The sequence below is a fragment of the Streptomyces sp. NPDC060035 genome, from assembly GCF_042736635.1.
Lineage (GTDB): Bacteria > Actinomycetota > Actinomycetes > Streptomycetales > Streptomycetaceae > Streptomyces.
This window is the reverse complement of sequence record NZ_JBHWVO010000017.1, coordinates 160,956-184,587: the sequence shown is the minus strand read 5'-3', so window position 1 is coordinate 184,587 and position 23,632 is coordinate 160,956. Positions and strand designations below refer to the sequence as shown.

Genomic DNA, 23,632 nt, shown 5'->3' with positions numbered 1-23,632 from the left:
GTGTATAAGAGACAGGTCCGGGCCCTGCTGCCGTATCGGGGCTCTGCTGCCGTACCGGGCGCAGCCGGCCCCGCTCAGCTCTCGGCCGACCACCCGCGTCTCAGACCACCCGGGGCAGCCGCAGATTCGGCAGCCCCGTCACCGCCACCACCCCGAGCTGCACCAGTAGCTCAGCGCGTTCCCCGTGCCCAGCCCGGGCGACACCGCAGCTAAGGCCTGCCCCTCGTCGTTGAGGCGGGGCAGGAGGGAGCGAGGGCTCGCCGCCTGTCCTCGTGTCATGCAGCTGCCTCGGGATCCGTCGAACGTCACGCATGTCCTTGTGGCAGCCTTTCCGCACGTCTTGCCGATGCCGTGCAGAGCGTCTTGGCGGTCATGCCGGATGACAGGCTCGCGCCGGCGGAGTCATTCGAGGTTGTTGAGGTGCAGGGCGAGAGCGTCTCCATCCCTACGGGATCTACAACGAGGAGCCGGAGACCGGCGGCTCGGAGCGGCCACTGACCGAAACCCAGCAGGTGATCTTGAATTGCCTGTACTCACGGCACAGTGATGGGAGGGTCCGCCAGCGCCACCTCGAAAAGATCACGGCGTCAAAAGTGGTGGGCTTGACCTGGTCGGCGGTCGGTGTCGTACACGAGGCCGCCGGATAGCAGGACGCGGTCAGCCGCGCAATCGCACGCGATAAACCCGGCGACGCAGACGGTCATCCCCGGGATACTGGTCGCCCATGGATGAGGTCGAAGTCGTCGTCGCACATTCCGAGCGCGCGACCCTGCGCGTCGGCGATGTGTTCCTGAAGGTGGACGCCGATCAGGCGCGCATCGACGTCGAGGTCGAGGCGATGGCCCTGGCGCCGGTCCCGACCCCGGAGGTCCTGTGGCGCAAGCCGCCCGTGCTCGCGATCGCCGCGGTCCCGGGGACGGCACTCGGCCGTCTCGGCGAGCCGTCGACCGCGTCCCCGGCGGCGTGGGCCGCGGCGGGTGCCGCCATCCGGAAGTTGCACGACGCGCCGTTGCCGCCCTGGCCCGGCCGGGGAAGGGGCCTCGACGAGTTGGCGGCGGATCTCGACGGCGAGTGCGAGTGGCTCGTGACGAACGGCGTCCTGCCCGCCGACCTGGTCAATCGCAACCGTCAGGTCGCCGAGGCCGCGCTCCGGCCGTGGACTCCGGTGTTCACGCACGGCGACCTGCAGATCACTCACGTGTTCGTCGACGATGACGAGGTCACGGGCATCATCGACTGGTCCGAGGGGGGCCAGGGTGATGCCCTGTTCGACCTCGCCACCTTGACGCTCGGACACGAGGAGCACCTCGGTGACGTCGTCGCCGGCTATGGCACCGACGTCGACCTCGACGTGATCCGCGCGTGGTGGTCGTTACGAAGCCTGCTGGTGGTTCGCTGGCTGGTCGAGCACGGCTTCGACCCGTTCGCGGCGGGCTGTGAGGTCGACGTGCTGAGATCCCGGATGTGAGGCTGCGCGGGGCCCGCTGCTATGAGTGCGTTCTGGCACATCGAGCAGGCCATCTCCTGGGGTGCTTCGCCTGCCCTTACTCCCGACAAAGTGCGGGCTGTCCCGCCATCCCCGGCGGGCGCACCACGACAGCAACGGCCGCGTCCGCTGCCACACGCCTTTCCACCGCGCGCCGGGAGGTGTGAGGTTTCCCCGTTGCAAGGGTTCCTGACGCTGCATCCGTGCTGTCGGGCGGGACGTTCGTGGAGTGATGGTCAGGCCGGAGCTCCCGGCAGTGCGGCGCGTGCGCACACTGCCGGGAGCGGTCCTGCAGCCCTTGCCCCTACGGCTGTTCGCCGTCGTGGAGTGCCGTCACCTCCTGGTCGGTGAGCGCCTTGTCGTACACCTTCACCTGGTCGACGGAGCCGTTCCAGAAGTCGGTGTTGCCACCCGACCACTTGGCCCGGCCCACGGACAGCGCCCCGGAGCTGACATCGGCGCTCCCGGCCGCCGCGGTCGCGGCGAGCTTGCCGTCGACGTACAGCTTGATCTCGTCACCGCTGCGTACGCCGACCACGTGGTACCACTGGCCGAGCTCGGGCTTCATCTCCAGCCGGGCCCGGTGGGCGCCCGGGGTGGAGAAGGCGAACCCGCCCTGTCCGTACTGGAGGTAGAACGGGTTCTCCTGGCGCCGGCCGTCCTGGCTGACGACGGTGGCGTAGTTGCCCGGGAGGGCGTCGAGCGATGCCCAGGCCGACACGGTGTAGTCGCCGGTGGTGTCGACGACCGGACCGTCGGTCTCCGCGTACTGGCCCTCACCGTTGAACTTCAGCGCCGAGCCCTGGACTCCGGGCGCCCAGGACGTCCCCTCGGAAAGGGTGAGGTCCTTGTGGTTCGGGCCGCTGTCGGCGGCCTTGGTGCCCTGGTTCTCGTCGAGGGACCAGGCGCCGCCGCCCTTGATCTCGTCACGCTCGCCCGCTGCGGCACCGGCCGCGATGACCTCCTGGTTGATCTTCCGCACCTGGGCCGGGTCGACCTTGATCTCGCGGCGGTCGTACGTCCAGAGCCCGTTGAGCTCGTTCTCGAGGTCGGTCACCTGGGTGTAGATGGAGCCGGAGAGTTCGGCGCCGGCTGCCGCCAGGTAGTGCGTGCGGGTGTTCTCGACGTACTTGGCGGTCAGGGCGTCCTTGTCCGCGACACCGCTGTAGATCGCGGTGGGGGCACCGGGCCACATGTGTCCGGGCATCCGCAGGGTGAAGCCGCCGTGCTCACCGTCCATCGCGGCGCGGTTGTCATCCGGGAAGGCCGGGTCGGTGTTGTTGTAATCGTGGTGGTCGATGATGTCGCCCTTGCCGGAATCGCCCTTGGAGTTGCAGCAGTTGACTCCGCTGTGGGCGTTGACGACCCGGGACGGGTCGGCGGCCTGGACCTTCTCGGTGATCTTGCCGGTCTCGGTGCGGTCCCACTCGCCCCAGCCCTCGTTGAAGACGATCCAGGCGCCGATCGAGGGGTAGTTGTGCAGCTGCTGCATCATCTCGGCACCCTGGTCGAGGAAGGCCTTCTGGCCCTTCTCGCCGGTGATGTTGCCGGAGACGAAGTCCTGCCACACCAGGAGACCCATTTGGTCGGCGTGGTAGTACCAGCGTGCGGGCTCGACCTTGATGTGCTTGCGGACGGAGTTGAAGCCGAGGTCCTTCTGCGTCTTCAGGTCGAAGACCAGGGCGGCGTCGCTGGGCGCCGTGTTGAGGCCGTCGGGGTAGAAGCCCTGGTCGAGCTCGGCGAGAGAGAAGAACGGCTTCCCGTTGAGCACCAGCTTCTGGTAGCCGCCGACCTTGGCGACGCCGAAGGAGCGCATACCGAAGTAGTTGTCGACGGTGTCCTTGGAGCGGCCGTCCTTGAGGGTGACGTCCAGGTCGTACAGGTACGGGTCGTCCGGCGTCCACAGGTGCTGCTTGGCGACCGGAAGGCTCAGCTCGGTGTTGGCCGGGCCGGTGACGGTGCCGACGACCTTGCCCTTCTTGTCACGGGCGACGGCGGTGATCCGGGCGGACTTCGAGGCGCCCTCGGAGTTGACCGTCAGGGCGAGCCGGCCCTTGTCGATGTCGGGCGTGGTCGTCAGGGAGTCGACGGCGGCCGCAGCGACGGGCTCCATCCAGACGGTCTGCCAGATACCGGAGGAGGCGGTGTAGAAGATGCCGCTGGGGTTCGCGGACTGCTTGCCCGTGGGCTGGTCGGCTCCGGTCGTGTCGGTGACCGCGACCACGATCTCCTGGGGACCGCTGCCCTTGAGGGCGTCGGTGATGTCGGCACTGAAGGCGGTGTAGCCGCCCGTGTGCTCGGCGACCTGCTTGCCGTTGACCCAGACCCGCGCCTGGTAGTCGACGGCGCCGAAGTTGAGCTTCAGGCGGTCGTCGCTGCCCCGCTTGCCGACCGACCAGCTCTTGGGCACGGTGACGAGCTTGCGGTAGAACATGTGGTCTTCGTGGCGCTCGAGTCCGGAGAGCTGGGACTCGACGGGGTAGGGCACGGTGATGCGCTCGTCGAGCGACTTGCCGAAGACCGGCTGCTCACCGGCGGTGGCTCCCGCGAACTCCCACGGTCCGTTGAGGTTCTTCCAGTCGTCGCGCACCTGCTGCGGGCGGGGGTACTCGGGCAGCGGGTTCTTGCGGTCGACCTTCTCGCCCCACGGGGTGAGCAGCCGGTGCGTGGAGAGGTTCTTCGCCCTGCGGCTGATCTCCGGGACGGTCTCGTCGCCCGCCTTGAGGCCGCCCTCTCCGTCGTACGCGACCCTGACCTGCTGGTTCTTCTGGACCGGCGCACCCAGCGTGACAATGAGCGCCTTGGCGTCGCCCGTCGCCCTGGTCACCGACTTCACGGGCATCGGGGAGGTGTCGGCCTCGATGGTGAGATGGTCCTTCACGCCCTCGAAGTCGCTGACCTCGTGGTCGAATGCAGCCTGCAGCTTCAGGCCGTCCTCGGCGATGCTCAGCCCGACCGGGTAGACCTCGTAGTCGGCCGGCGGGGTGAACGCGGACTCGGGCACGATCTGCTTGGCGAGGTTCGCGCTCGACCAGCGCAGGAACATATTGGCCCCGCCGATGTCCTGGAACATCTCCAGGCGGAAGGAGTGCGATTCGCCCGCGGTCAGGGCGAGCGGCTTACTGGTCTGCTCCTTGTCCCAGTCCGGCTCCCAGTGGTCGATGACGGGCTTGTCGTCGATGAAGAGCCTGAACCCGTTGTCACCGATGGCGGAGAAGGTGTAGTCACCGGTCTCGGGGGCTTCGATCTGTCCGGTCCAGCGAGCGGTGGTGTGCTCGGTCCTTCCGGTGGCCGACTCGAACGCGCCGGTGAGCCCGGGGAAGTTGATCTCGGGGTCGAGCGCCGTTGCACCCAGCTTCGCGAAGTCGCGGGCGCCGGGTGCGGACATGGCGAAGTACTCGCCCTTGAGGCCGTGCACCTCGGTGGACGGGGTCTCCGACGCGAACGCGGAGGCGGTGCCCGAAGAGGGGGCCGCGGAGGCGGCCGGGACCAGGGTGGCCCCGAGGGGGAGCAGGAGCGCTGCCGTGCACGCGAGCGTTCTGAAAAGCGTGCGGGTGTGGGCTGGTTGTCGTATCAAGGCGTCGTCCTCGTCGAAGAAGCCGGAGTGCCCCGAACGGCGAGGCACTGCACATAGTCGAACATTGAGCCACAGCTCCAAACACCTGACAACGGTCGTGCACACATAATTTTCAACGATAGAAAATTTCTGCCCTCCGACCGACCGCCCGGTCGCCCGGTCCGCCCGCTCCGCACGGACACACCCCGCATGCGGTTCGACGGGGTGCGTCCGTGCGGCTACTACTGCGGCAGACCCGCAGGTCCGGTGGCCCAACCGGTGTTCGGCCGGTCGGCGAGCCGGTAGGTCAGCGACCCGCCCCGAGTGACCAGTCGCGCGTCCGTCCAGGACCGGTCGCTCGGGCGGCCGTCGACCGCGACCGCATCGATGTACGGATGTGTCGCATCGGCGCCCGGGGCCCTGATGGTGATGTCCTTGCCCTGCGGCCGGTCGAGCACGGCGGCCGGGAAGAGCGGGGCACCCAGGAGCATCGTGGCGCTGCCCGGTGTCTGCGGGTAGAGGCCCAGGGCCGAGAAGACGTACCAGGCGGACATGGTGCCGAGATCGTCATTGCCCGGCAGACCGCGCGGGCCGGTCCCGTACACCGTGTTCACGATTTCGCGCACGGTCTCCTGGGTCTTCCACGGCTGCCCCAGGGCGTTGTAGAGCCAGGGGGCGTGGATGCCCGGTTCGTTGGTCGGGTCGTAGCGCAGCGCGTCGCCGCCCTTCACCGACCAGGAGCCGTCCGCCTTGTGGAAGAAGGCGTCCAGCCGCTCGGCCGCGGTGTCCCGGCCGCCCATCGCGTCGGCCAGCCCCTGCACGTCCTGCGGAACCATCCAGGTGTACGTGGCACTGGTGCCCTGGGCGAAGCCGCGGTCGCTGCCGGGGCTGAACGGGGTCACCCAGGAACCGTCGAGGTTGCGGGCCTGGATGTAGCCTGTCGTCCCCGCACCGTCGCCGGCCTCGGGGTTGAACACGTTGCGCCACCAACGACCGCGCTCGTCGAAGGCGTCGGCCTCCTCGTCCCGCCCCAGCAGCCGGGCCCAGCGGCCCAGTGCGGCGTCGGCAACGGCGTCCTCCAGCGTCTCGGCGGCGCCGCCCCAGCAGTGGCAGACGTCCTGAGGCGCGTAGTGGGACTCCAGGTACTGCGCGAGGTTGGGCCGCTGCCCGGTGCACTGGCCGGGGCATCCGGCGTCCGAGAGGCCGTCGGGGTGGGGCACGGTGGCCTGTCGGGCCAGGGACTCGAAGGCGCCCTCGTAGTCGAAGTTGCGTACGCCCATCGCGTAGAACGTGGCGAGGGTGGCCGCCGTGGGATCGCCCGTCATCACGTGCGTGGCGCCGTTGACGTGCACCCAGCGGTCCCAGACCCCGCCGTTCTGCCGGGCGAAGTTGTACAGGGACTGGGCGAAGTCGCCCGCGATCCTCGGCTTGAGGAGCGCGAGCAGCTGGATCTGGGCGCGGTACTGGTCCCAGCCGGAGAAGTTGCTGTACTGCGCCCCCTGCCCGCGTATCACACGGTGCGGCTTGCCGTCCATGCCCGGATAGCGGCCGTCGGTGTCGCTGATCAGGTTGGGCTGCATCAGCGAGTGGTACAGCGCGGTGTAGAACGTGGTGCGCTGCTGGTCGGTCCCGCCACCCGTGCGTACGGAGCTGAGCTCCTGGTCCCAGGCACGGGTTCCGTCCTGGGCCACGTCCTCCACGCCCGCCTTCGGCGCTATCTCCTTGCGGAGGTTGGCCTCCGCTCCGGCCTGGCTGACGTAGGAGATGCCGATCCGCATACGGACGTCGTCATCGGTGGCGGTGTCGAAGCCGACCCATCCGCCGGAGCCCCGTCCGGCCCGGTCGGCTCCGGTCGCGTACCCCTCGCCGCCGCTCGCGGTGGTCGCGCCCGGCGCGAGGGTGCTGTCCTTCCAGGTGCCGGTCGAGGCGAAGTCCCGGTCGAAGGAGGCGCTGAAGTAGAGCCGGTAGTAGCTCTTGCGGTTGTTGGTGCCGCCGTTGGCGCGCCGTCCGCAGAACGCCCCGGTCAGCACCGAGCCGGTCACCTTGCGGTGTGCGGTGTCGATCTCGACCTCGGCGTCCTCGCTGCCGTTGAGGGAGTTGGACACCCGGAAGAGAAGGTTGGCGGGCTTGCCGGCCGGGAAGCTGAAGTCGACCACGCCCGCCCGCTTGCTGACCGCGAGGTCGGCCGAGGCACCGGAGTCCAGGCCGAGGGTGTAACGGCCGGGCACGGCACGCTCGTTGTCGTGCGAGAAGTTCGCCGCGTAAACGGCGTCCTTGGTGTCGGCGGACGGCGATGAGGTGACGTCGCCGACGAACGGCATGATCGGCACATCGCCGGCGGCGCCCGGATTGCACCCGGCTCCGTTGACATGGGTCAGGCTCAGTCCGCGCAGACGGGTGGCCCCGTACTCGTAGCCGTTCGCCGCCCCGGTGCTGGTCTGGTCGCCGGTGGTACTGGTCGGGGACCAGGCGATCATGCCGTACGGGAGGGTGGCGCCCGGGAAGGTGTTGCCGCCGTTCGCGCTGCCGATCAGCGGGTCGACGTAGGCGCTGGGACGGGTGACGAGCGCGTCGGCCTGGGCGGCCGGCGGCGTGACGGCAGCGGCCAGCGCGCCGGTGATGACGATCGCGGCAGCTCGCGCGCCGAGGCGCCGGGCCGCGGGCGGTCTGGGGGGCATGTCGTACCTTCCGCAGGTTGGACAACGTTGTCGGACGTCGTTTCTCCGGCGTCCGCAGCGTTGATCGTTGCGCGGCCGAGCGTAGGTCCCCGCTGCGCCCAGGGGGAAGCCCTGGGCGGATCACACCGGTGAACGGGTGGTGAACGAACCGGCGGTGCGCTCCCCTGGCACGATGGCGGCGCCGGCCATGGCCCCGACCTCACGAAGGAGCGACGTGATTCGCTGGACGTACGTCTTCATCGACCGCCCTACAGCCGTCGTCGGCCCCGCACGGGAATTCTGGACCGCGGTCACGGGGACGCACGAGTCCGCCCGGTGGGGCGACCGGGGCGAGTTCACCACGCTGCTCGCCGACGGGGCGGACGCCTGCCTGGCGGTGCAGGCCGTCGGCGGGGCAGGCGGAGCCCATCCGGATCTGGCGGTGGAAGACATCCCGGCGTTCACCGCGCAGGCCACCCGGCTGGGCGCCGTGGTGGAGGCACAAGGGACGGAGCTGAACGTGCTGCGCTCCCCCGGCGGCCAGCGGTTCTGCGTCGTGCCCTGGCGCGGCCAACAGGTACGCCCGCCGGTCTTCGGTGGCCCCGAGGGTCCCGAGAGCCGTCTGGACCAGCTCTGTCTCGATGTCGCACCGACCGCATTCGCCGAGGAGGTCGCGTTCTGGACTGCGCTGACGGGCTGGGAGTCAACTCCCGGTGATCACAAGGAGTTCCATCTGCTGCACCCTCGCCTGGACCTGCCGGTGCACCTGCTCCTCCAGCGCCTGGACGAGGCCCGTCCTGCCTCGGCGCATCCGGACATCGCGTGCCCCGACCTCGGTGCGGGCCAGGCCTGGCACGAGCGGTGCGGCGCCGCACTCGTCCGCAAGGGCCCCGCGTGGACGGTGATGCGGGACCCTGCGGGCGGCGTCTACTGCCTGACGCGGCGCGACCCGGTGACGGGCGGCTGACCGCGCCCCGGCGGATCCGGTTCCCGTGACAGGGACGGCCGGCAGCCGCGAGCGGGTTGTGCCCCCGGCACCGCTGGGCACAACCCCGCAGGCGCGTTACGGCGTGGTGATCACCGGCCGCGGTGCGGTGGCCATCCCGCTGCCGATGGCGAAACTGGGGTGCGGCGGCTGGTTGTACGCGGTGTTCTGCCAGGCCAGCGCGGTGCGGTACATGGTGTCGTGGAGCAACGTGGTGATCTTCGTGCCGGTCTCGTACGGCGTCGAGTAGATCCGCAGTGCGGTGTTGTTGGTGGTCGGCCAGACGACTTCCTCGCGCCAGTCACCGAAGATGTCGCCGGAGACCGACGGTGTGGCCTTGGTGCCGTTGTTGGAGTGGACCGAGGCACCGGTCAGCTGGCGTGTGTCGCCCGAGGTGCCGTATTTGTCGATATGGGTACCGTCGAGGAGCTCACGGGTCGTGTCACCGTCCCACCAGGACAGGAAGTTCGAGCTGGACGGCTTCCGGCTGGAGACCTCGGTGCCCTGCGGGTTGCGCACTCCGGAGACGGCGGAGGACCAGGATTCGGCGCCGGGGCTGCCGGACCAGATGTCACCGGACACCCCACGGCCGTTGTCGCCGCTCGCCGGGGTGGACCAGAGGATCTTGCCCGTCTTCGCCTCCGCCATCCACGAGGACGGCTTCGAGCTGTCCTCGTCGACCTTGAACTCCTCCAGTCCCGCCCGGGAGGGGTCGAGGTCTCCGACGTGCATGGCGTCGCCGTGGCCGTTCTTCGTCGTCCACAGTGCGCTGCCGTTGTCGTCCACGGCCATGGCGCCGTACACGATTTCGTCCTTGCCGTCGCCGTCGACGTCGGCGACCGACAACTGGTGGTTGCCCTGTCCGTCGTACCCCTTGCCCGAGTTCGTCGAGCTGTTGGTGTCGAAGGTCCAGCGCCGGGTGAAGGCGCCGCCTCGCCAGTCCCAGGCGGCGATGACGCTGCGCGTGTAGTAGCCGCGCGCCATGATCAGGGAGGGTCTGGCGCCGTCCAGATAGGCCGTACCGGCGAGGAACCGGTCGACCCGGTTGCCGTACGAGTCGCCCCACGAGGACACCGTGCCGCGGGCCGGTACGTAGTCGACGGTGCCCATGGCCGATCCGGTCCTGCCGTTGAACATGGTCAGGTATTCGGGTCCGGCCAGGATGTAGCCGGAGGAGTTGCGGTGGTCGGCGGAGGAGCTGCCGATCACCTTGCCGGTTCCGTCGACGCTGCCGTCGGCCGTCTTCATGGCCACCTCGGCTTCGCCGTCACCGTCGTAGTCGTATACCTGGAACTGTGTGTAGTGCGCGCCGGAGCGGATGTTGCGCCCGAGGTCGATCCGCCAGAGCCGCGTGCCGTCGAGCCTGATTCCGTCCACGACGGTGTTGCCCGTGTAGCCGGACTGGGAGTTGTCCTTGGCGTTGGTGGGCTGCCATTTCAGTACGAAGTCGAGGGCGCCGTCGCCGTCCAGGTCACCGACGGACGCGTCATTGGCCTCGTAGGTGTAGGCGACCCCGTCGGGTGTCGTACCGCCCGCGGGCGGGCTGATGGGCACGTCCTTGTAGCCGGCGCGGAACTGGATGGCGTTCACCGAATCGCCCTGCTCCGCACCGTTGACGACCGCCCGCACCGTGTAGTCGGCGGTGGCGGGCGCGCCCGAGTGGAAGTAGTTCGTCGAGGCGGTGACGGGCGAGGCGTTGACCTTCGCGCCCGCCCGGTAGACGTTGAAGGACACGTTGTCGGGGTCGGTACCCAGCCAGCGCCAACTGATGAGGTTGCCGCTGTCGGTGTGCACGCTGACGACGCCTCGGTCGAGCGCCTCTGCCTGCCGGGCGGTGGCGGCCTGCGAGGTGGGGCCGAGTGCAACGAGTCCGGCAGCGGCGAGCAGGCCTGCCGTCAGCGAGCCGATCAGTGCCCGGTTACGGGTGATCCGGCGTCGCCGGCGGTGGGAGCGGGGATCGGGGTGGGGGAGCAGAGGGTCCACGGTACGCACCTTCTGGCCGGGGATGGCTTACGTCACGTCAGTTGCTCCCGGACGCCGAAAGGTTGCCGCTCCATCGGGCCGCTTTCCGCCCCGCGCCCCCAGCCCCGCCGCGTGCGCGGCGGAGTGCAGCGACCGCAGGGCCAGCAGCAGGAAACCGATGTCGTCGAGGTACACGGGATCCGGCAGCAGGTCGACGGGCGACACCGTGTAGATCACCGCCGCCCACACCAGTGCCTTGCTGCGCAGCGGGACTCCCGCATCGAGGAGCAGCTTCCTGGCCCGGAACACCCGTACCAGGAGAACAACGGCAGCGCCCGCCGCGAGCAGGGCGACGAGCACGCCGAGAACGAGCCAGACGGAGGTGTCCATGTCCTATCGACCGCCCGTCCTGCCACCGGAGCCCTGGGGCCTCGCTGATGCGCTCCCGGCCTTATGGCGGGTGCGTCGTTCCTGTGCGCGTGGCTCGCAGCCCTCATGCATGGGCCAATCGTCCATGTGTCCTTCTCCTCTTTTCCGGATCGTCCATACGGGTTGCGGGGGGATGGCCGGGTCCGCACAGCGCGGGTGACCGGCATCGGGCGTCCGAAACCACAGGGGCCGCCTGCCCGACGGCTCAGCGGCCTTCATCGGACCGTCGGCAGGGGGGACCCCGGGTGGGGAGCCGCCGCGCAGGCGGCGTCCAGCCTGATGCGGTGGTTCATCACCGCGCCCGGTTCGTCGATGATGTCCACCCGGCCCCCCGGGGTCTCGAGAATCGCGCGGTCGCCGATCTCGGGAGCGGACACCCGCAGGAGGTGCAGCGGCGGAACAGCGGTCATGGGGTGCGGCGGGAAGTCGAGGGGCATCACCTGCACCGTGAGGTGCGGCCGGTGCGCAGCCCCGGCCAGCACCGCCCGCTGCTCGGCCATCACCTCGGGACCGCCCACCCGCGTGTGCAGTGCCGCGGCCGGGAACAGTGCCCACAGGGCCGCGCCGCGATCCCTCAGACGCCACTGCCGCTCCTGGAGCAGCTCGAGGCGGCGGCCGAGCTGTGCGCCGGTGTCGGCGGGGTACAGGGTCCGGTGCAGGGCAGCCGCGTAGGCCGGAGTGCGCAGCAGCTCGGGGACCAGCGCGGGATGCCAGGTCCGGACGAGCGCGGCCGAGGACTCGAGGCCGATGACTTCCAGCTGCCACGGCTCCATCGCGTCACGCCACTGATGCCACCATCCGGGCAGGTTCGCGGCCCCGAGACCCGTGATGATCGGTTCTGCCACCGCTTCGGGAACCTTGTAGCGGTCCAGCAGGGCCCTGACCTGCCGGGCATCGAGTCCGGTCTCGGCGCGTTCGATGCGGCGCACGGTGGCCGGGTGGGCGTCGAGGGCGCGGGCAGCCGCCTGCAGGCTGACGCCTGCGCGTTCCCGCAGCATCCGCAGTCGTTCCGCCAGGACACGGTGCTCGACCGTGGGACCGGATCGGGGCCTCATGCGCATACCTTCCTCACGAGGGCTCCGAAATAGAGCAACCAGGACATTCTGTCACTTGCAAAGTATGCACTTTGCGCCGAGAGTACATACATGCCGGAAATAGACACCCGCTCGCGCCTCGCTCCGGCGGACCCGAGCGGGAGGAGTGCACAGAGCTGGTGGATCCCTCGTCTTCTCGAGGGTGTGCCCGAAGCGCGGCATCGCGTACAGGAGGCGATGCGGGACTGGGGCGAGCCTGCCGACCGTGTCGAAACAGCTGCCCTGGTCGTGACCGAGCTGGTCGCGAACGCGGTGCAGCACACGGCGGGCCGGCGGATCCGCTGTCGCCTCCTGCGTTCCTCCGCCGGGGTGCGGATCTGTGTGTGGAACCGCGGCCGGGCCCGTATACCGGCTCCGACGCGGCCCATGGACGCGCAGATGGCCTCGCACGCCTCCCACGCCCCGACGCCGCGCCGCCCGGAGCTGTCACACAGGCCCGGGGAGGGCCCTCATGGCCCGGGCGGGCGGGACATCGCGAAGCGCCCGGAATTTCCCGGGGCTCTGGACTTCTCCGACAGCCTCGACGATGCGGATATCGACTCCCTCGCCGAGGACGGCCGGGGTCTGATGCTCGTGGACGCGCTGGCGACGCGGTGGGGAACACGCGCCAGTCTTTCGGGCCGGCTGGTCTGGGCCGATATCTGAGCTGCTCAGGCGACCGCCGTCCGGCACTCGGGGTGGCCCCAGCCCTTCGGGTTCTTCGCGATCATGTCCTTCGCCGCATAGGGCTTTCCGCAGTGGCACCGGCCCGAGAACTTCGCCCGGATCGTCGCGGAGGGGCGTGAGACAGCACTGCCGCCCTCGGCCCCCGCGGCTGCGGTCCGGCCCTTCGTCGAGCGGGCGGGAGCCGGTACCGGGAGTCCGGTGGAGCCGTGCGCACTACCCGCAGCCTGCTGCGAAACGGCGGCCTCGCTCGCGGCCTGATCGGCAAGGGCGTTGAGTGGATCACCGTTCACCTGATGCGCGGGCACGTAGCAAAAGCTCACGCTCCGCCCGGCCAGCAACGCGTCGATGCCGACCACCAGCTCACGGTTGGCGACCGGCTTGCCCGCCGACGTCTTCCACCCGTTGCGCTTCCAGCCCGGCAGCCACTTGGTCACCGCGTTCATCGCGTACTGGGAATCCATGCGTACCTCGACCGGCACGGCCGGATCGGTGGACTTCAGCAGCTCCTGCAGTGCGGTGAGTTCCGCGACGTTGTTGGTGGCGGTGCCCAGCGGGCCGGCCTCCCACCTCTGCGGGCGACCCTCGGCATCCGCCACGACCCATGCCCAGGCAGCAGGTCCCGGATTTCCTTTGGATGCCCCGTCACACGCGGCGATGATGCGCTCGTTCATACCCTTGATCATGCCAGCACAGGGACTCAGGGCACGATCGAGTCGATGTAGCCGCCGTCCACCCGCACTGCGGCACCTGTGGTGGCCGATGCCTGCGGGGAACTGAGGTAGACGACCATGTGCGCGATCTCCTCCGGCTCGATCAGCCGCTGCAGCAGGGACTGCGGGCGGTGCAGCCGCATGAACTCGCGCTGCGCCTCGTCCCACGGCAGGTCGTTGCTCACCAGTTCGTAGACGAAGTCCTCGACACCACCGGTATGCGTCGGACCGGCGATCACCGAGTTCACGGTCACCCCGGTGCCCGCAGCCTCCTTGGCGAAGCCCCGGGAGACCGCCAGCAACGCGGTCTTCGACGTGCCGTAATGGATCATCTCGGCGGGGATCACGATCGCGGAATCGCTCGCGATGTTCTGCACCCGCCCCCATCCTCGCTCGGTCATTCCCGGCAGATAGCGGCGGATCAGCCGCACGGCGCTGAGGACATTGGTGTCGAAGTAGGTGCGCCACTCCTCGTCCGTGATCTCCAGGGGCGGCCTGGAACCGAAGATGCCCAGGTTGTTGACGAGAATGTCGGCGGCCGGCAGGGCCTCGTACAGCTCGGCCGCTCCCTGCTCGGTGGTCAGGTCGCAGGCGATCGTGAGGACCGCCGCGTCCGGCACAGCCCCGCGCAGCACGTCCGCCGCCGTCTCCAGACGGTCCAGGCCACGCCCTGTGAGGACGACGCGCGCCCCCGCATCGGCCAGCCCGGTGGCGATGGCGAGGCCGATGCCCTGCGAGGAGCCGGTGACGACCGCAGTCCTGCCGGCAAGATCGATGCGCACCTTACGGTCCTTCCCTCGCCCGTCCACGGTGTACGGGGCCGTCTCCACCCTGGCACCGCTCGGACCGGAACGCCTTTCGGGAGCGGCGACGCCGTATCAGCCCGCGGCGGCCGCGTGCCGTGCCCAGCCGAGGAGCACGACCGAGCACACCGCCGCGAGGGCGCACCAGGTGGAGATGAATTCCGTACGCCACAGCGCGACGCAGACTGCCGCACCCACGGCGATCAGGACGCCCAGCACCACGAGCCGCCGGTCTCCCGAGAGCAGCAGGGAGCCGACCGTCGCGAGCAGGTATCCCGCCACCAGCAGTTCCGGGAGGGCCAGGTCGAGGACGTAGCCGAGCGTGTGGCCGCGGATGTCGGCTGCGACGGGGCGTGTGGCCAGGCTGTACGAAAAAGCCGCCGACGTCGCGATTCCGGCCGCCAGAGGGACCGACAGCCGACGGCGGGCACGGCGCGGCGCCGCGCACAGCACACCCAGCGGCACCCAGAGCGCCAGCAGGGGAAGCGCGATGACCGCCCAGACGACGGTGGCGGTCCCGCTGCCGCCCCCGGAGCGCCAGATGACCGATTCGACGATCTGGTGCGCCCCGAGCAGCAGGGGCAGCGAGGCGAGCGGCAGATCTCGGGCCCGTAGCGGTCGCGCGACGCAGGCCACCCCGATCGCGATGACTCCCGCGCCCACGACGAGATCGGCGTTCGCACTCCAGCACATGGCGCCACCCGGGTCAGGAACCGCACGCGTCAGTGGTTGCCCGGGCCACGCTACGGTTCCACGCGCCCGCGATCGGGCCGACACGGCGGCCGCGACGTCTTTTCACCGGCTGCGTGCGGGGCCCCGGCCTGCGGCAAGCGCGGCCGGGAGCCCCGTTGCGAGCGTCAGAGGACCCCGGACGCGGAGACGGCGATGCTGGCCTTGGTCTTGCCGGTCGACGAGCCGTACGTCTCGATCTTGCGGACCAGCGCCATGCTGGGCTCGTCGGCGACCTCGCCGAACACCACGTGCTTGCCGTCCAGCCACGGGGTGAGGACGGTGGTGATGAAGAACTGCGAACCGTTGCTGTTCGGGCCCGCGTTGGCCATCGAGAGCAGACCCGGCTTGTTGTGCTTCAGGGTGAAGTTCTCGTCGGCGAACTTCTCGCCGTAGATGCTCTTGCCACCGGTGCCGTCGCCCCGGGTGAAGTCGCCGCCCTGCAGCATGAAGTCAGGGATGACACGGTGGAACGGCGAACCGGCGTAGCCGTAGCCGTTCTCGCCGGTGGCCAGTGCACGGAAGTTCTCCGCGGTCTTGGGTGCCACGTCGTCGAAGAGGTTGAACACAATCCGCCCAGCGGGCTGGTCGTCGATGGTGATGTCGAAATACGCCTTGATGGTCATGGGGCCATCCTGACATCACCGACCGCCTCCCGATGCACAGACCCCGCCCGACGCGGCCCGCTCCGCCGTCCGACGTACTCGCCCCCTCGTCCCGCGCGGCTCAGCATCTGCCCTCGCCGGTGGAACGGGCTGCGGCGTACCACGGCGGAGAGTCCGTGGTACGCCGCGTCAAGCCGTCGGCTCAGCGGTTGCCGCCACCACCGCCGTTGTGGTGGCCGCCGCCGTGGTGGTTGCCGCCACCGTGGTTGCCGCCGCCGTGGTGCCGGCCCCAGGACTCGGAGTCGACCTTGTGACCCCGGTTGTCGCGCAGGGTCGCGGTGTCACTGTCGTCCCAGATGTAGTGGCGGCGGTCCTGGTACACGTCGTGCCTGCTGTCCCTGCCGACACCGGTGTGGACCCGGACGGAGGAACGGCCGGGCAGGCGGAGGTCGAACCGATAGGAACGGCGGCTCTCGTCCGTGAGCGTCCAGCCACGGAGGTTGACGGCATGGCGTCCGGTGTTGGTCACGGTGACCCACTCCGCGTTCAGGCTGCGGTTGGACCCGTTGTCCCGGCCGGGACTGTCGTACTGGATCTCGCCCAGGACGACAGCGGAGCGCTGGGCCGGCCGGTTGTTGCCGTGGTCCCGGCCATCGGCGCTGGCAGGGAGTGCAGCCGCGGCAAGAAGAGCGCCTGAGGCGAGAACGGTAGCGGTGATCCGTCGTGCGGAACGGGACATGGAAACCCCTCATCGTGCGGGCCCGGAACGGAGTACCGGGCGTTGTTCGGCCCCGGCGTAGTGCCGGGAACGCAAACTTTGTCCCGCTTTCGAGGTGGCCGGAAGATGCCCTGGTTCGTGTGACAAAGTGCGGACATTTCTGTCACACACGACTGCACTCGGCACGGATCCCGCCGGTCGTATACCTGTCAACCGTTGATCCTTGCACCGACCCCTTCAGCAAGCCGTTCCCCTGGTCACAGCGCCCCCCGTCACTCCTCGCTCCGCCCCCGCACTCCCCCGCCCGGCCCGCACGCATCGTGTAACGAGAGCAATAGCGCTTTCCTGGACAGGAGTTCTATTCCGCCGAGCCAGCAGCTCACGCGTTCGAGCATTCAGCGCCCAGCGCGTCGGCGCGATACGGGCACGCTGCCCACCACTGGTGACCATCGCGTTGACAGATGTCATCGGATCCAGCGCCATCGTCCTGGCCAGCAGCACCCCGGCAGCCAGCGGGAGAAGGGTCACGGCCAGGGCCGTACCGACGGTCGTCAGATTCTGGATACGGGGGCGCCGCGGCGCGTCGGGGAGCATGGTTCCCATTCGATCAGCGGCGGTCGGCCGCGGGATCGGGCAAGGTACTCACTCCGGCCACTTCCCGTACTCATTCGCCGCCGCTGCGAGTCCCGACCGGTCACGCTCCGGGCGCAGCGGGCGGGCCCCAATGGGAGTACCTGGGCAGCCACTTCACCCGGTAGTCGGGGTGCCCGGCGTACTCCGCGGCCATCTGCCTGACGACGAACCCCAGCCCGACGGCACGGCCGGAGACGAAGTCCTGGCCCGGACGGTCCGTGTCCATGGACGCGATCTCCTCGTACTCGTCCAGCAGGACCCTGTTCGTCTCGATGCGGCGCAGCGTGCGTGCGGGATCCTGCAGAGCGATGTGCCGGTCATAACCGCGGGACCGCACGACGAACGCGATACCGCTCGTACGGTCGTGGACCTCACCGGGCGCCTCTGCCGGACACCGCCAGCCCTCGCCGCCGGCTTCCTGCGCAATGTGCTCCTCCTCGGAGAGGCGCGCCCGTACAAAGGCCAACAGTTCCGAGTTCTCTGCCATCTGGTTCCAAATCCTTCTCCGTCACGGGCACGTACCGGCGGCGCACTCGACGTGCACCCACCGCTCCGGGCCCGTTGTACCCAACCAGCAGAGGATGCCTCACGAGCACGTCCCCGGCGCAGTCCGCACCCGGCCCCGTCCGTATGACGGACACAGCGCCATGAAGGACACGGCGCCGCCGCGCGCCGCGCGGGTCGGCTGCGGAAGAGCGTCACATACCGACAGGAATCAGCAGTGCGGTGACGTTGTCGTGCCCTCCCGCGTCGAGGGCGAAGTCCACCAGGGCCCGCGCGTCCTCGATCAGGCCGTCACCCCGGTCCGATGCCCTGCGCCGCCGGTGCGGCAGCGCCGACCGCAGCGCCTCGGCGCCGGGCAGGTACCGCCACAGCCCGTCGGTGCACAGCAGCAGGCGGCCGGGCACCGACGGCCGGTAGCTCCGCACGTGCGGAGCCGGTTCCTCCGCGTCCGCTCCCAGCCAGGCGGCGAGCGCCTCGTGCTCACCGGTGTCGTCCTCGGTCAGCGCCATGCCCGGCCCCTCGTCCGGGAGCCAGTAGGCGCGGCTGTCGCCGATCCAGGAGCTCCAGACGCCCTGGGGACCCGCGATGCCGGCGACATAGGTACAGGCCGGGGCGGCGTCCTCCGATCCGTTCAGGGCCGCAACCGCGTGAGCCGCGCGGACGGCGGCGTCGTCGAGGGCGGTCTCCGGCAGGCCTCCGGCGAGCAGGCTCTTCGTCAGCCACCTCGCGCCGACATCGGCCGCGACCTTCGCGGCACGCTCCGCACGGGGTGACATCGACACGCCGTCGCAGACCACACCGATCGTCCACCGGTCGGCCCGGGTGAGCACCATGGCGTCCGCGTTGATCGCGCGCCGGCTACCGCGGTCGCTGATCCCCGCCGCACCGGTGTCCGCCGTGATCTCCACATGCGAGCGGAACCCCGGCTGGGCTGCGCCGCAGTCCCAGCAGTGGCCGTCGGGGGCTACCGTTCCGCCGCACTCGCCACATACCGAGGTCATCGCGCCACGCGCTGTCCGGGGAAGTCCGAGTGGTCGCTGATCGCGTCCACCGCCGGGAGCGGGTCGGTCTCCTCGAAGCCGACGCCCACGGGCGGGCGTCCCGGGCCAGGGGCCAGGATGCGCCAGGCCGGCAGCACTGATCCTCGACGGCGTCTCCCGAACCCGGTCGGCGCCGATCGATGCACCGGTTCGTGCGGTATACCCATCGGGCGAATCTACCCGGCCGATCGATCAGCCGGACGACATCTGGCGAGCGGCCAGCAGGAGCGCGATGTCGTCGGGCCGGTCCTCGTCCTGGCCCGCCTGCGCGATGACCCGGTCCGCCATCACGGCAAGGGGCGCGTGAGCCACGTCGGCGAGGGTGCTGCGCAGACGCTCGATCCCCTCGTCGATGTCTGTTCCCGCCTTCTCCACGAGTCCGTCGGTGAACAGGGCCAGCACGCACCCCGGGGTGAGCTGAAGTTCGGTCACCGGATACGACGCCTCGGGGTCGATACCGAGCACGACGCCGCCCGGGAGATCCAGGACCTCGGTCCGGCCGTCGGGGTGCCGCAGTACGGGCTGGGGGTGGCCGGCCCGTACGGCCTGGGTGAATCCGGTGCCGGGGTCGAGCACGACGTAGCAGCAGCTGGCGAACTGGCCCGGATCGAGGTCGATGAGCAGCCGGTTGGTGGCGCTCATGATCTCCTCAGGCTCGTGCCCGCTGAGGGCGAACGCCCGTACCGCGCTGCGCAGTTGCCCCATCGTCGCGGCTGCTGCGACGCCGTGCCCCTGTACGTCCCCGATGACCAGGGCCAGCCCGCTGCCGGTTTCGATGACGTCGTACCAGTCGCCGCCCACCTCCATGCCCTGGGTACCGGAGAGGTAGCGTCCGATGGTGTCGACGCCGTCGACCACGGGCAGCCGGTGCGGCAGCAGGGCATCCTGCAGCCCGCGTGCCAGGGCGGCCTCGGTGTCGTAGCGCTGGGCCCGTTGGAGCGCCTGGGCGATGAGTCCGGCCAGGGCGGTGAGCACGGTGCGCTCCTCGGGACTGAAACCCCGAGGCTGGTCGAAGCCGAGGATGCACGAGCCGACCGGTCGCCCGGAGGCGATGAGCGGCAGGAAAGCGCGCGCGCCGACGCTCGTGTCCATGGGAATGCCGGGGTAGGCGGCCGCCAGTTTCTCCATGGACTCGAAGAACAGCGGCCGGCCGGTCGTGAGTGTGTCCACTCCCGGGATACGGGCGTCGAGACCGACGCCGTCGAACCGGTCCAGGAAGCCCTTCGGGAAACCGGTCTCCCAGGCCAGGTAGAGGCGCCGCTCGTTCTGCAGGTAGATGGCCAGCTGTCTGCCGCCGAAGGCCGGCAGCAGTTCCTCCGTGACCACGGCGGACACCTGCCGGGCCGTGACGGCCTCAGTCAACGCGATGGCCAGCGCGACCGGGCGGTACAGGACAGCTGCACGGTCGCCCACGGATCCGAGTCCCGCACCCGGTGTGCTGACGGACTGCGGCGCGTAGTCGGGCTGCGGCGCGGGACTCACCGTGACCGTGACGCCGTCGCGGCCCGGGAACATCGCAATGGACAGCCATTCGGTCGGGGCGCGTCTGGCGCGGAAGTACACGGGGTCGTCGGAGAAGAGGGCCGCCCGGTGGTGGTCCTCGTACGCGGGGTTCGCGAGCCAGGGCAACGCATCCCACAGGAGCCGGCCGACCAGCTCCGCTCGCGTCTGCCCGAAGATCTCCTCCGCGATGCGGTTGACGTAGGTGATCCGTCCGAGCCGGTCGTGGGAGAGCACGCCGCGCGGGATCCGGTCGGCCGCCTCCGGGACGACCGGCTCGGCACCCAGGTCGAGCAGCACACCGGTCAGATGGTGTGCGGGCCCGGCACCGGGCCCGTGGCCCGAGAGCTCGAGCAGGAGCGACCGGCCGTCGGGGCCGCGCAGTCGCATCCGGCGTACGTGCGGCTGTGCCGACCGCGCGGCCCGGCTGCCCAGGGTCCACAGTCCGTACACGTCCTCCGGCAGCAGTCGGGCTGTCAGCGCGCCCACGGTGTGCGGCGGGAGGTCCGCGGGCTCGGTGCCGAGGATCACGCACGCCTCGTCGTCCGCGGTGACGGCTCCGCTGTCGAGGTCCCAGTCGAAGTGACCGAGCCGCATCGGCTGCGCGGTGTCCGCGGGCAGCCGGACGGTCATGGGTTCGCCTTCCCACTCGGCCGGCTGCCCGTTCCTCTCCAGCCCCGCGATATCGGCGCCGAGCTGTTCCGCGATTCCCTGAAGCCTGCTGCGGTCGGCCCCGCCGACGGGTTCCCCGCGGGTGGCGTAGCGCAGCACGACGAGCACACCGACGATCGTGCGCCCGCTCCTGACCGGTACGTACAGCGAGCCGAAGGGGAACGGCAGACCTGCCATGAGCTGCGGAAAGCGTCGCATGGCCTCCTCGGCGTCGCCGAGGTACACGGGCCCGCCCGAGCGGTACGCCTCGGCCACCGGGAAGGGGCGGTTCACGTGCATGCGCCACCAGGGACGCATGAGCGGGGCGGGCAGTCCGGCGAGGACCGCCATCAGCAGCAGCCCCGGAGTACGGGAGCGCAGGTAGATGCCGCCGGCGTACCCGCCGACGGCCTCGATCGCGCTGACAACGGCCTGGGCAAGGACCAAGGACGGCCCACCCGGCGCCCGGCCGCCGTCGGATCTCCAGGTCACGCATCCAGGATGCGCCACCTCCGTACCACCGCGCACCTCCGTGCCGCACGCAGTGATCCGGATGACCGCCGTCGTGGCGCGGCCGGCGACACCGAATGCAGGAAGGTGCCTCCCTCGGCGACCCGCCCCCGGCCGTCCTGGACGGCTCCCGTGGTGCCGGTGGCGTCGATGACGACGTCCCGGCCGCCGGGCCCGGTCGAGCTCCTCGGCCCGCCCGGGCAGCGGCCCGGGTGCGGCCGAGGAGGCCGGCCGTGGGGAGCCGTTCGGGATTGACGTCCAGGAACCGTTCGGCCCGCCGGCCAACGTCGACCGATCCGTCCCCCCGTCGGGCGGTCTCGGGAATTCGCCGTCGGAGTTCCTCGGTGCCCATGACGCCATCCCTGCGCCAGGCACCTCGGGGCCGGGGAACGGCCCCCGCTTTCACTCATGGGAGTGCCCGCATCGCGCCCGACGACGGTCATGAAGATCCCTGGGCCCTGCGCCACGTAACACACGTGTCTGACACTCCGGATGAAAACGCCGTAACAACGTCTCGTTCCACACCGTACGACCGGTTTTCGGCCAACGATCCGTGACTCCCGAGCCGCCGGACAACCTCCGGGGCCCTTCCCCGGCTCTCACAGGAAAAGATCCTCCACCGCCCACCGGGCACTCGGAAATCGAGGAACGATGACCACCAGAACCCCCCGCAGCAAGCTGTGGCGGCCGGCCGTCGCCGCCGCCGCAGCGATCACCGTGATTGCCGGTGTCGTCGCCGCGGCACCGGACACCAAGAAGGCACAGCCCGTGCCGGAGCTCGGCCTGATCGCCGCTTCGGCATCGGTGACGCTCGACTCGTGGAAGGAGGAGCCCGGCGTCTACCTGGATCTCGGTACCTACCTCACCGCCACGAAGGCCCCTCTGGAACTGAAGGTGACCCGCGCGTCCTACAAGGACCCGGTCGTCGCCACGCAGATCATCCGCGAGGGGAAGAAGACCCGCACCAAAGTCCTGCCCAAGGGGCTCGTGAAGGACTTCACGGGGCTGACGGACTTCGTCCGGGTCACGGTCACCGATGCCGCGGGCAAGACTGTGCTCAGCAAGACGGAGTCCTTCTGCCCGAACAACGCGTCGGGACGGATCCGCCCCGACGCGCCGGCCACGTCGAAGTATCCCGAGAGCTGTCCCGTCAACCCGTTCACGCTCGGTTCGGTCTGGGGTGTCGAGAACGGCTGGGCGGCCAACACGTACGCGGGCTACTCCTCGACGCCGGTCGCCCTCCCGGCCGGGAAGTACACCGCGAAGGTGTCCGTGACCAAGCCCTATCGCGACCTGTTCGGCATCGCCGACAAGCCGCAGACGGTCAAGGTGACCGTGCGTGAGCGCAGCTGGGAGGAGAACGCGGGAGCCCTGTCCGCGGGAGCCCATGCGTCCCACGCGGCCGGGCACTCGGGCCACGCGGCCCTACGCACGCCCGCGCCCGCGGCAGCCACCAGCGGCGCGGGTCCGTCGTACAACGTGGGCCACGGCCCCTACCCGCCCGCACCGGCGGCGCTGCCCTGGGCGGTCAAGCGGGAGAGCTTCCGGTCCGCGCAGGCAGGTGACGGGCCGGGGCGGACGGACGGTTCCCGGCAGGCGCCCGCCGCCCGCCCCAACGCGAAGCGGCCGGCAGGCCGGGCCGCGGTCCCGAACGTGCCCAAGCCCGACCTCCGTTCGCTGCCCGCCTACGGCATCACCATCGCCGAGGGCGACGCCGACGCTCCGGGCAAGGACTACCTGGCGTTCAGCGCCAATGTGTGGAACGCAGGCCCCGCGCAGCTGGTGGTGGACGGCTTCCGGGCACCCGGCAAGGCACTGATGGACGCCTACCAGTACTTCTACGACGCCTCGGGCAAGCAGGTCGGCTACACACCGACCGGCACCATGGAGTGGGATCCCCGTCCGGGCCATGAGCACTGGCACTTCACGGACTTCGCGAGCTACCGGCTGCTCAAGGCCGACCAGAAGGAGGCCGTGCGCAGTGGCAAGGAGGCCTTCTGCCTGGCCAACACCGACGCCGTCGACTACACGGTGAAGAATGCCAACTGGCACCCGGACAACACCGATCTGTCCACCGCGTGCGGCCAGGAGAACTCGATCTCCGTACGGGAGGTGCTCGATGTCGGCTCCGGTGACACGTACACCCAGGACCTTCCCGGTCAGTCCTTCGACATCACCGGGGTGCCCAACGGCACCTACTACATCCAGGTGCTGGCCAACCCCGAGAAGCGGCTGAAGGAGACCGACCTCGGCAACAACAGCGCGCTGCGCAAGGTCGTCCTGGGCGGCAGCCCCGGCGCCCGTACGGTGACCGTGCCGGCGCACGGTCTGGTCGACGCCGGCTGACGGCGGCCGTTTGCGAGCCGGCTCCCGGGAGCGTCTCCCGGGGGCCGG

Annotated in this window: 18 protein-coding genes and 1 pseudogene; 4 read left to right on the top strand and 15 right to left on the bottom strand. The window is 70.1% G+C overall.

What is annotated here, in order from left to right:
- Positions 1 to 724 precede the first annotated feature (724 nt).
- Positions 725 to 1,468, top strand: a complete 744-nt coding sequence (locus ACFWBQ_RS25735; protein ID WP_385497002.1) for a phosphotransferase family protein — start codon at positions 725 to 727, stop codon at positions 1,466 to 1,468.
- Positions 1,469 to 1,790: 322 nt separating this feature from the next.
- Here the strand turns inward: ACFWBQ_RS25735 and ACFWBQ_RS25730 are convergent, their stop codons facing one another.
- Both ACFWBQ_RS25730 and ACFWBQ_RS25725 read right to left on the bottom strand, forming a co-directional pair.
- Complete coding sequence (locus tag ACFWBQ_RS25730; RefSeq protein ID WP_385496999.1) at positions 1,791 to 5,111, bottom strand: LamG-like jellyroll fold domain-containing protein; 3,321 nt, start codon at positions 5,109 to 5,111, stop codon at positions 1,791 to 1,793.
- 173 nt (positions 5,112 to 5,284) lie between these two features.
- A complete protein-coding gene (locus tag ACFWBQ_RS25725; protein WP_385496993.1) occupies positions 5,285 to 7,720 on the bottom strand; it encodes a GH92 family glycosyl hydrolase in 2,436 nt (811 codons plus the stop codon).
- 214 nt (positions 7,721 to 7,934) lie between these two features.
- Here ACFWBQ_RS25725 and ACFWBQ_RS25720 point away from each other — a divergent pair, with 214 nt between their 5' ends.
- Positions 7,935 to 8,666, top strand: coding sequence for a VOC family protein (locus tag ACFWBQ_RS25720; RefSeq protein WP_385496983.1), 732 nt, complete (start codon positions 7,935 to 7,937; stop codon positions 8,664 to 8,666).
- Between the two features lie 96 nt (positions 8,667 to 8,762).
- Here ACFWBQ_RS25720 and ACFWBQ_RS25715 read toward each other — a convergent pair whose 3' ends face one another.
- The 3 genes from ACFWBQ_RS25715 to ACFWBQ_RS25705 all read right to left on the bottom strand — a co-directional run bounded on the left by ACFWBQ_RS25715 (position 8,763) and on the right by ACFWBQ_RS25705 (position 12,130).
- Positions 8,763 to 10,667: a rhamnogalacturonan lyase gene (locus ACFWBQ_RS25715; protein WP_385496980.1), complete on the bottom strand. Its 1,905-nt coding sequence runs from the start codon at positions 10,665 to 10,667 to the stop codon at positions 8,763 to 8,765.
- Between the two features lie 27 nt (positions 10,668 to 10,694).
- Entirely contained in the window at positions 10,695 to 11,036 is a 342-nt protein-coding gene (locus tag ACFWBQ_RS25710; protein WP_385496962.1) for a YkvA family protein, read from the bottom strand.
- 254 nt (positions 11,037 to 11,290) lie between these two features.
- On the bottom strand, positions 11,291 to 12,130 hold the full coding sequence (locus ACFWBQ_RS25705) for a helix-turn-helix domain-containing protein (protein ID WP_385496912.1): 840 nt from the start codon (positions 12,128 to 12,130) through the stop codon (positions 11,291 to 11,293).
- A 216-nt stretch (positions 12,131 to 12,346) separates the two neighbouring features.
- On the opposite strand from ACFWBQ_RS25705, the gene ACFWBQ_RS25700 reads away from it, so the two are divergent.
- Complete coding sequence (locus ACFWBQ_RS25700) at positions 12,347 to 12,814, top strand: ATP-binding protein (protein WP_385497045.1); 468 nt, start codon at positions 12,347 to 12,349, stop codon at positions 12,812 to 12,814.
- Positions 12,815 to 12,819: 5 nt separating this feature from the next.
- Here the strand turns inward: ACFWBQ_RS25700 and ACFWBQ_RS25695 are convergent, their stop codons facing one another.
- From ACFWBQ_RS25695 to ACFWBQ_RS25650, 10 genes and pseudogenes are all read right to left on the bottom strand, one after another.
- A complete protein-coding gene (locus tag ACFWBQ_RS25695; RefSeq protein WP_385496869.1) occupies positions 12,820 to 13,506 on the bottom strand; it encodes a ribonuclease H in 687 nt (228 codons plus the stop codon).
- Between the two features lie 26 nt (positions 13,507 to 13,532).
- On the bottom strand, positions 13,533 to 14,327 hold the full coding sequence (locus ACFWBQ_RS25690) for an SDR family NAD(P)-dependent oxidoreductase (RefSeq protein WP_385496846.1): 795 nt from the start codon (positions 14,325 to 14,327) through the stop codon (positions 13,533 to 13,535).
- Between the two features lie 96 nt (positions 14,328 to 14,423).
- Positions 14,424 to 15,041 carry a DUF6629 family protein gene (locus ACFWBQ_RS25685; RefSeq protein WP_385496816.1) on the bottom strand — a complete coding sequence of 206 codons (618 nt, stop codon included), beginning with the start codon at positions 15,039 to 15,041 and terminating at the stop codon, positions 14,424 to 14,426.
- Positions 15,042 to 15,205: 164 nt separating this feature from the next.
- Positions 15,206 to 15,703, bottom strand: a complete 498-nt coding sequence (locus ACFWBQ_RS25680; RefSeq protein WP_385496765.1) for a peptidylprolyl isomerase — start codon at positions 15,701 to 15,703, stop codon at positions 15,206 to 15,208.
- A gap of 181 nt (positions 15,704 to 15,884) precedes the next feature.
- On the bottom strand, positions 15,885 to 16,421 hold the full coding sequence (locus ACFWBQ_RS25675) for a lamin tail domain-containing protein (protein ID WP_385496738.1): 537 nt from the start codon (positions 16,419 to 16,421) through the stop codon (positions 15,885 to 15,887).
- A gap of 673 nt (positions 16,422 to 17,094) precedes the next feature.
- Positions 17,095 to 17,520: a DUF6221 family protein gene (locus ACFWBQ_RS25670; protein WP_385496733.1), complete on the bottom strand. Its 426-nt coding sequence runs from the start codon at positions 17,518 to 17,520 to the stop codon at positions 17,095 to 17,097.
- 211 nt (positions 17,521 to 17,731) lie between these two features.
- Positions 17,732 to 18,538: a PP2C family protein-serine/threonine phosphatase gene (locus tag ACFWBQ_RS25665; protein WP_385496699.1), complete on the bottom strand. Its 807-nt coding sequence runs from the start codon at positions 18,536 to 18,538 to the stop codon at positions 17,732 to 17,734.
- Positions 18,535 to 18,675, bottom strand: coding sequence for a hypothetical protein (locus ACFWBQ_RS25660; protein WP_385496672.1), 141 nt, complete (start codon positions 18,673 to 18,675; stop codon positions 18,535 to 18,537). Before ACFWBQ_RS25660 ends, ACFWBQ_RS25665 begins: the two co-directional genes overlap by 4 nt.
- 94 nt (positions 18,676 to 18,769) lie before the next feature.
- Positions 18,770 to 21,220: a SpoIIE family protein phosphatase gene (locus tag ACFWBQ_RS25655; protein WP_385497038.1), complete on the bottom strand. Its 2,451-nt coding sequence runs from the start codon at positions 21,218 to 21,220 to the stop codon at positions 18,770 to 18,772.
- 9 nt (positions 21,221 to 21,229) lie between these two features.
- Positions 21,230 to 21,548: pseudogene (locus ACFWBQ_RS25650) on the bottom strand (alcohol dehydrogenase); the annotation flags it as partial.
- Positions 21,549 to 21,889: 341 nt separating this feature from the next.
- Here ACFWBQ_RS25650 and ACFWBQ_RS25645 point away from each other — a divergent pair.
- Positions 21,890 to 23,584, top strand: a complete 1,695-nt coding sequence (locus tag ACFWBQ_RS25645; protein ID WP_385496646.1) for a lysyl oxidase family protein — start codon at positions 21,890 to 21,892, stop codon at positions 23,582 to 23,584.
- The last annotated feature ends 48 nt before the right edge of the window (positions 23,585 to 23,632 follow it).

What these genes read in the sequence shown, in the direction of transcription:
- ACFWBQ_RS25665 (WP_385496699.1), bottom strand. Translation starts at nt 18,538, where the DNA reads ATGACCTCGGTATGTGGCGAGTGCGGCGGAACGGTAGCCCCCGACGGC.
- ACFWBQ_RS25725 (WP_385496993.1), bottom strand. Translation starts at nt 7,720, where the DNA reads ATGCCCCCCAGACCGCCCGCGGCCCGGCGCCTCGGCGCGCGAGCTGCC.
- ACFWBQ_RS25670 (WP_385496733.1), bottom strand. Translation starts at nt 17,520, where the DNA reads ATGGCAGAGAACTCGGAACTGTTGGCCTTTGTACGGGCGCGCCTCTCC.
- ACFWBQ_RS25645 (WP_385496646.1), top strand. Translation starts at nt 21,890, where the DNA reads ATGACCACCAGAACCCCCCGCAGCAAGCTGTGGCGGCCGGCCGTCGCC.
- ACFWBQ_RS25705 (WP_385496912.1), bottom strand. Translation starts at nt 12,130, where the DNA reads ATGAGGCCCCGATCCGGTCCCACGGTCGAGCACCGTGTCCTGGCGGAA.
- ACFWBQ_RS25735 (WP_385497002.1), top strand. Translation starts at nt 725, where the DNA reads ATGGATGAGGTCGAAGTCGTCGTCGCACATTCCGAGCGCGCGACCCTG.
- ACFWBQ_RS25695 (WP_385496869.1), bottom strand. Translation starts at nt 13,506, where the DNA reads ATGAACGAGCGCATCATCGCCGCGTGTGACGGGGCATCCAAAGGAAAT.
- ACFWBQ_RS25700 (WP_385497045.1), top strand. Translation starts at nt 12,347, where the DNA reads ATGCGGGACTGGGGCGAGCCTGCCGACCGTGTCGAAACAGCTGCCCTG.
- ACFWBQ_RS25710 (WP_385496962.1), bottom strand. Translation starts at nt 11,036, where the DNA reads ATGGACACCTCCGTCTGGCTCGTTCTCGGCGTGCTCGTCGCCCTGCTC.
- ACFWBQ_RS25680 (WP_385496765.1), bottom strand. Translation starts at nt 15,703, where the DNA reads ATGACCATCAAGGCGTATTTCGACATCACCATCGACGACCAGCCCGCT.
- ACFWBQ_RS25685 (WP_385496816.1), bottom strand. Translation starts at nt 15,041, where the DNA reads ATGTGCTGGAGTGCGAACGCCGATCTCGTCGTGGGCGCGGGAGTCATC.
- ACFWBQ_RS25675 (WP_385496738.1), bottom strand. Translation starts at nt 16,421, where the DNA reads ATGTCCCGTTCCGCACGACGGATCACCGCTACCGTTCTCGCCTCAGGC.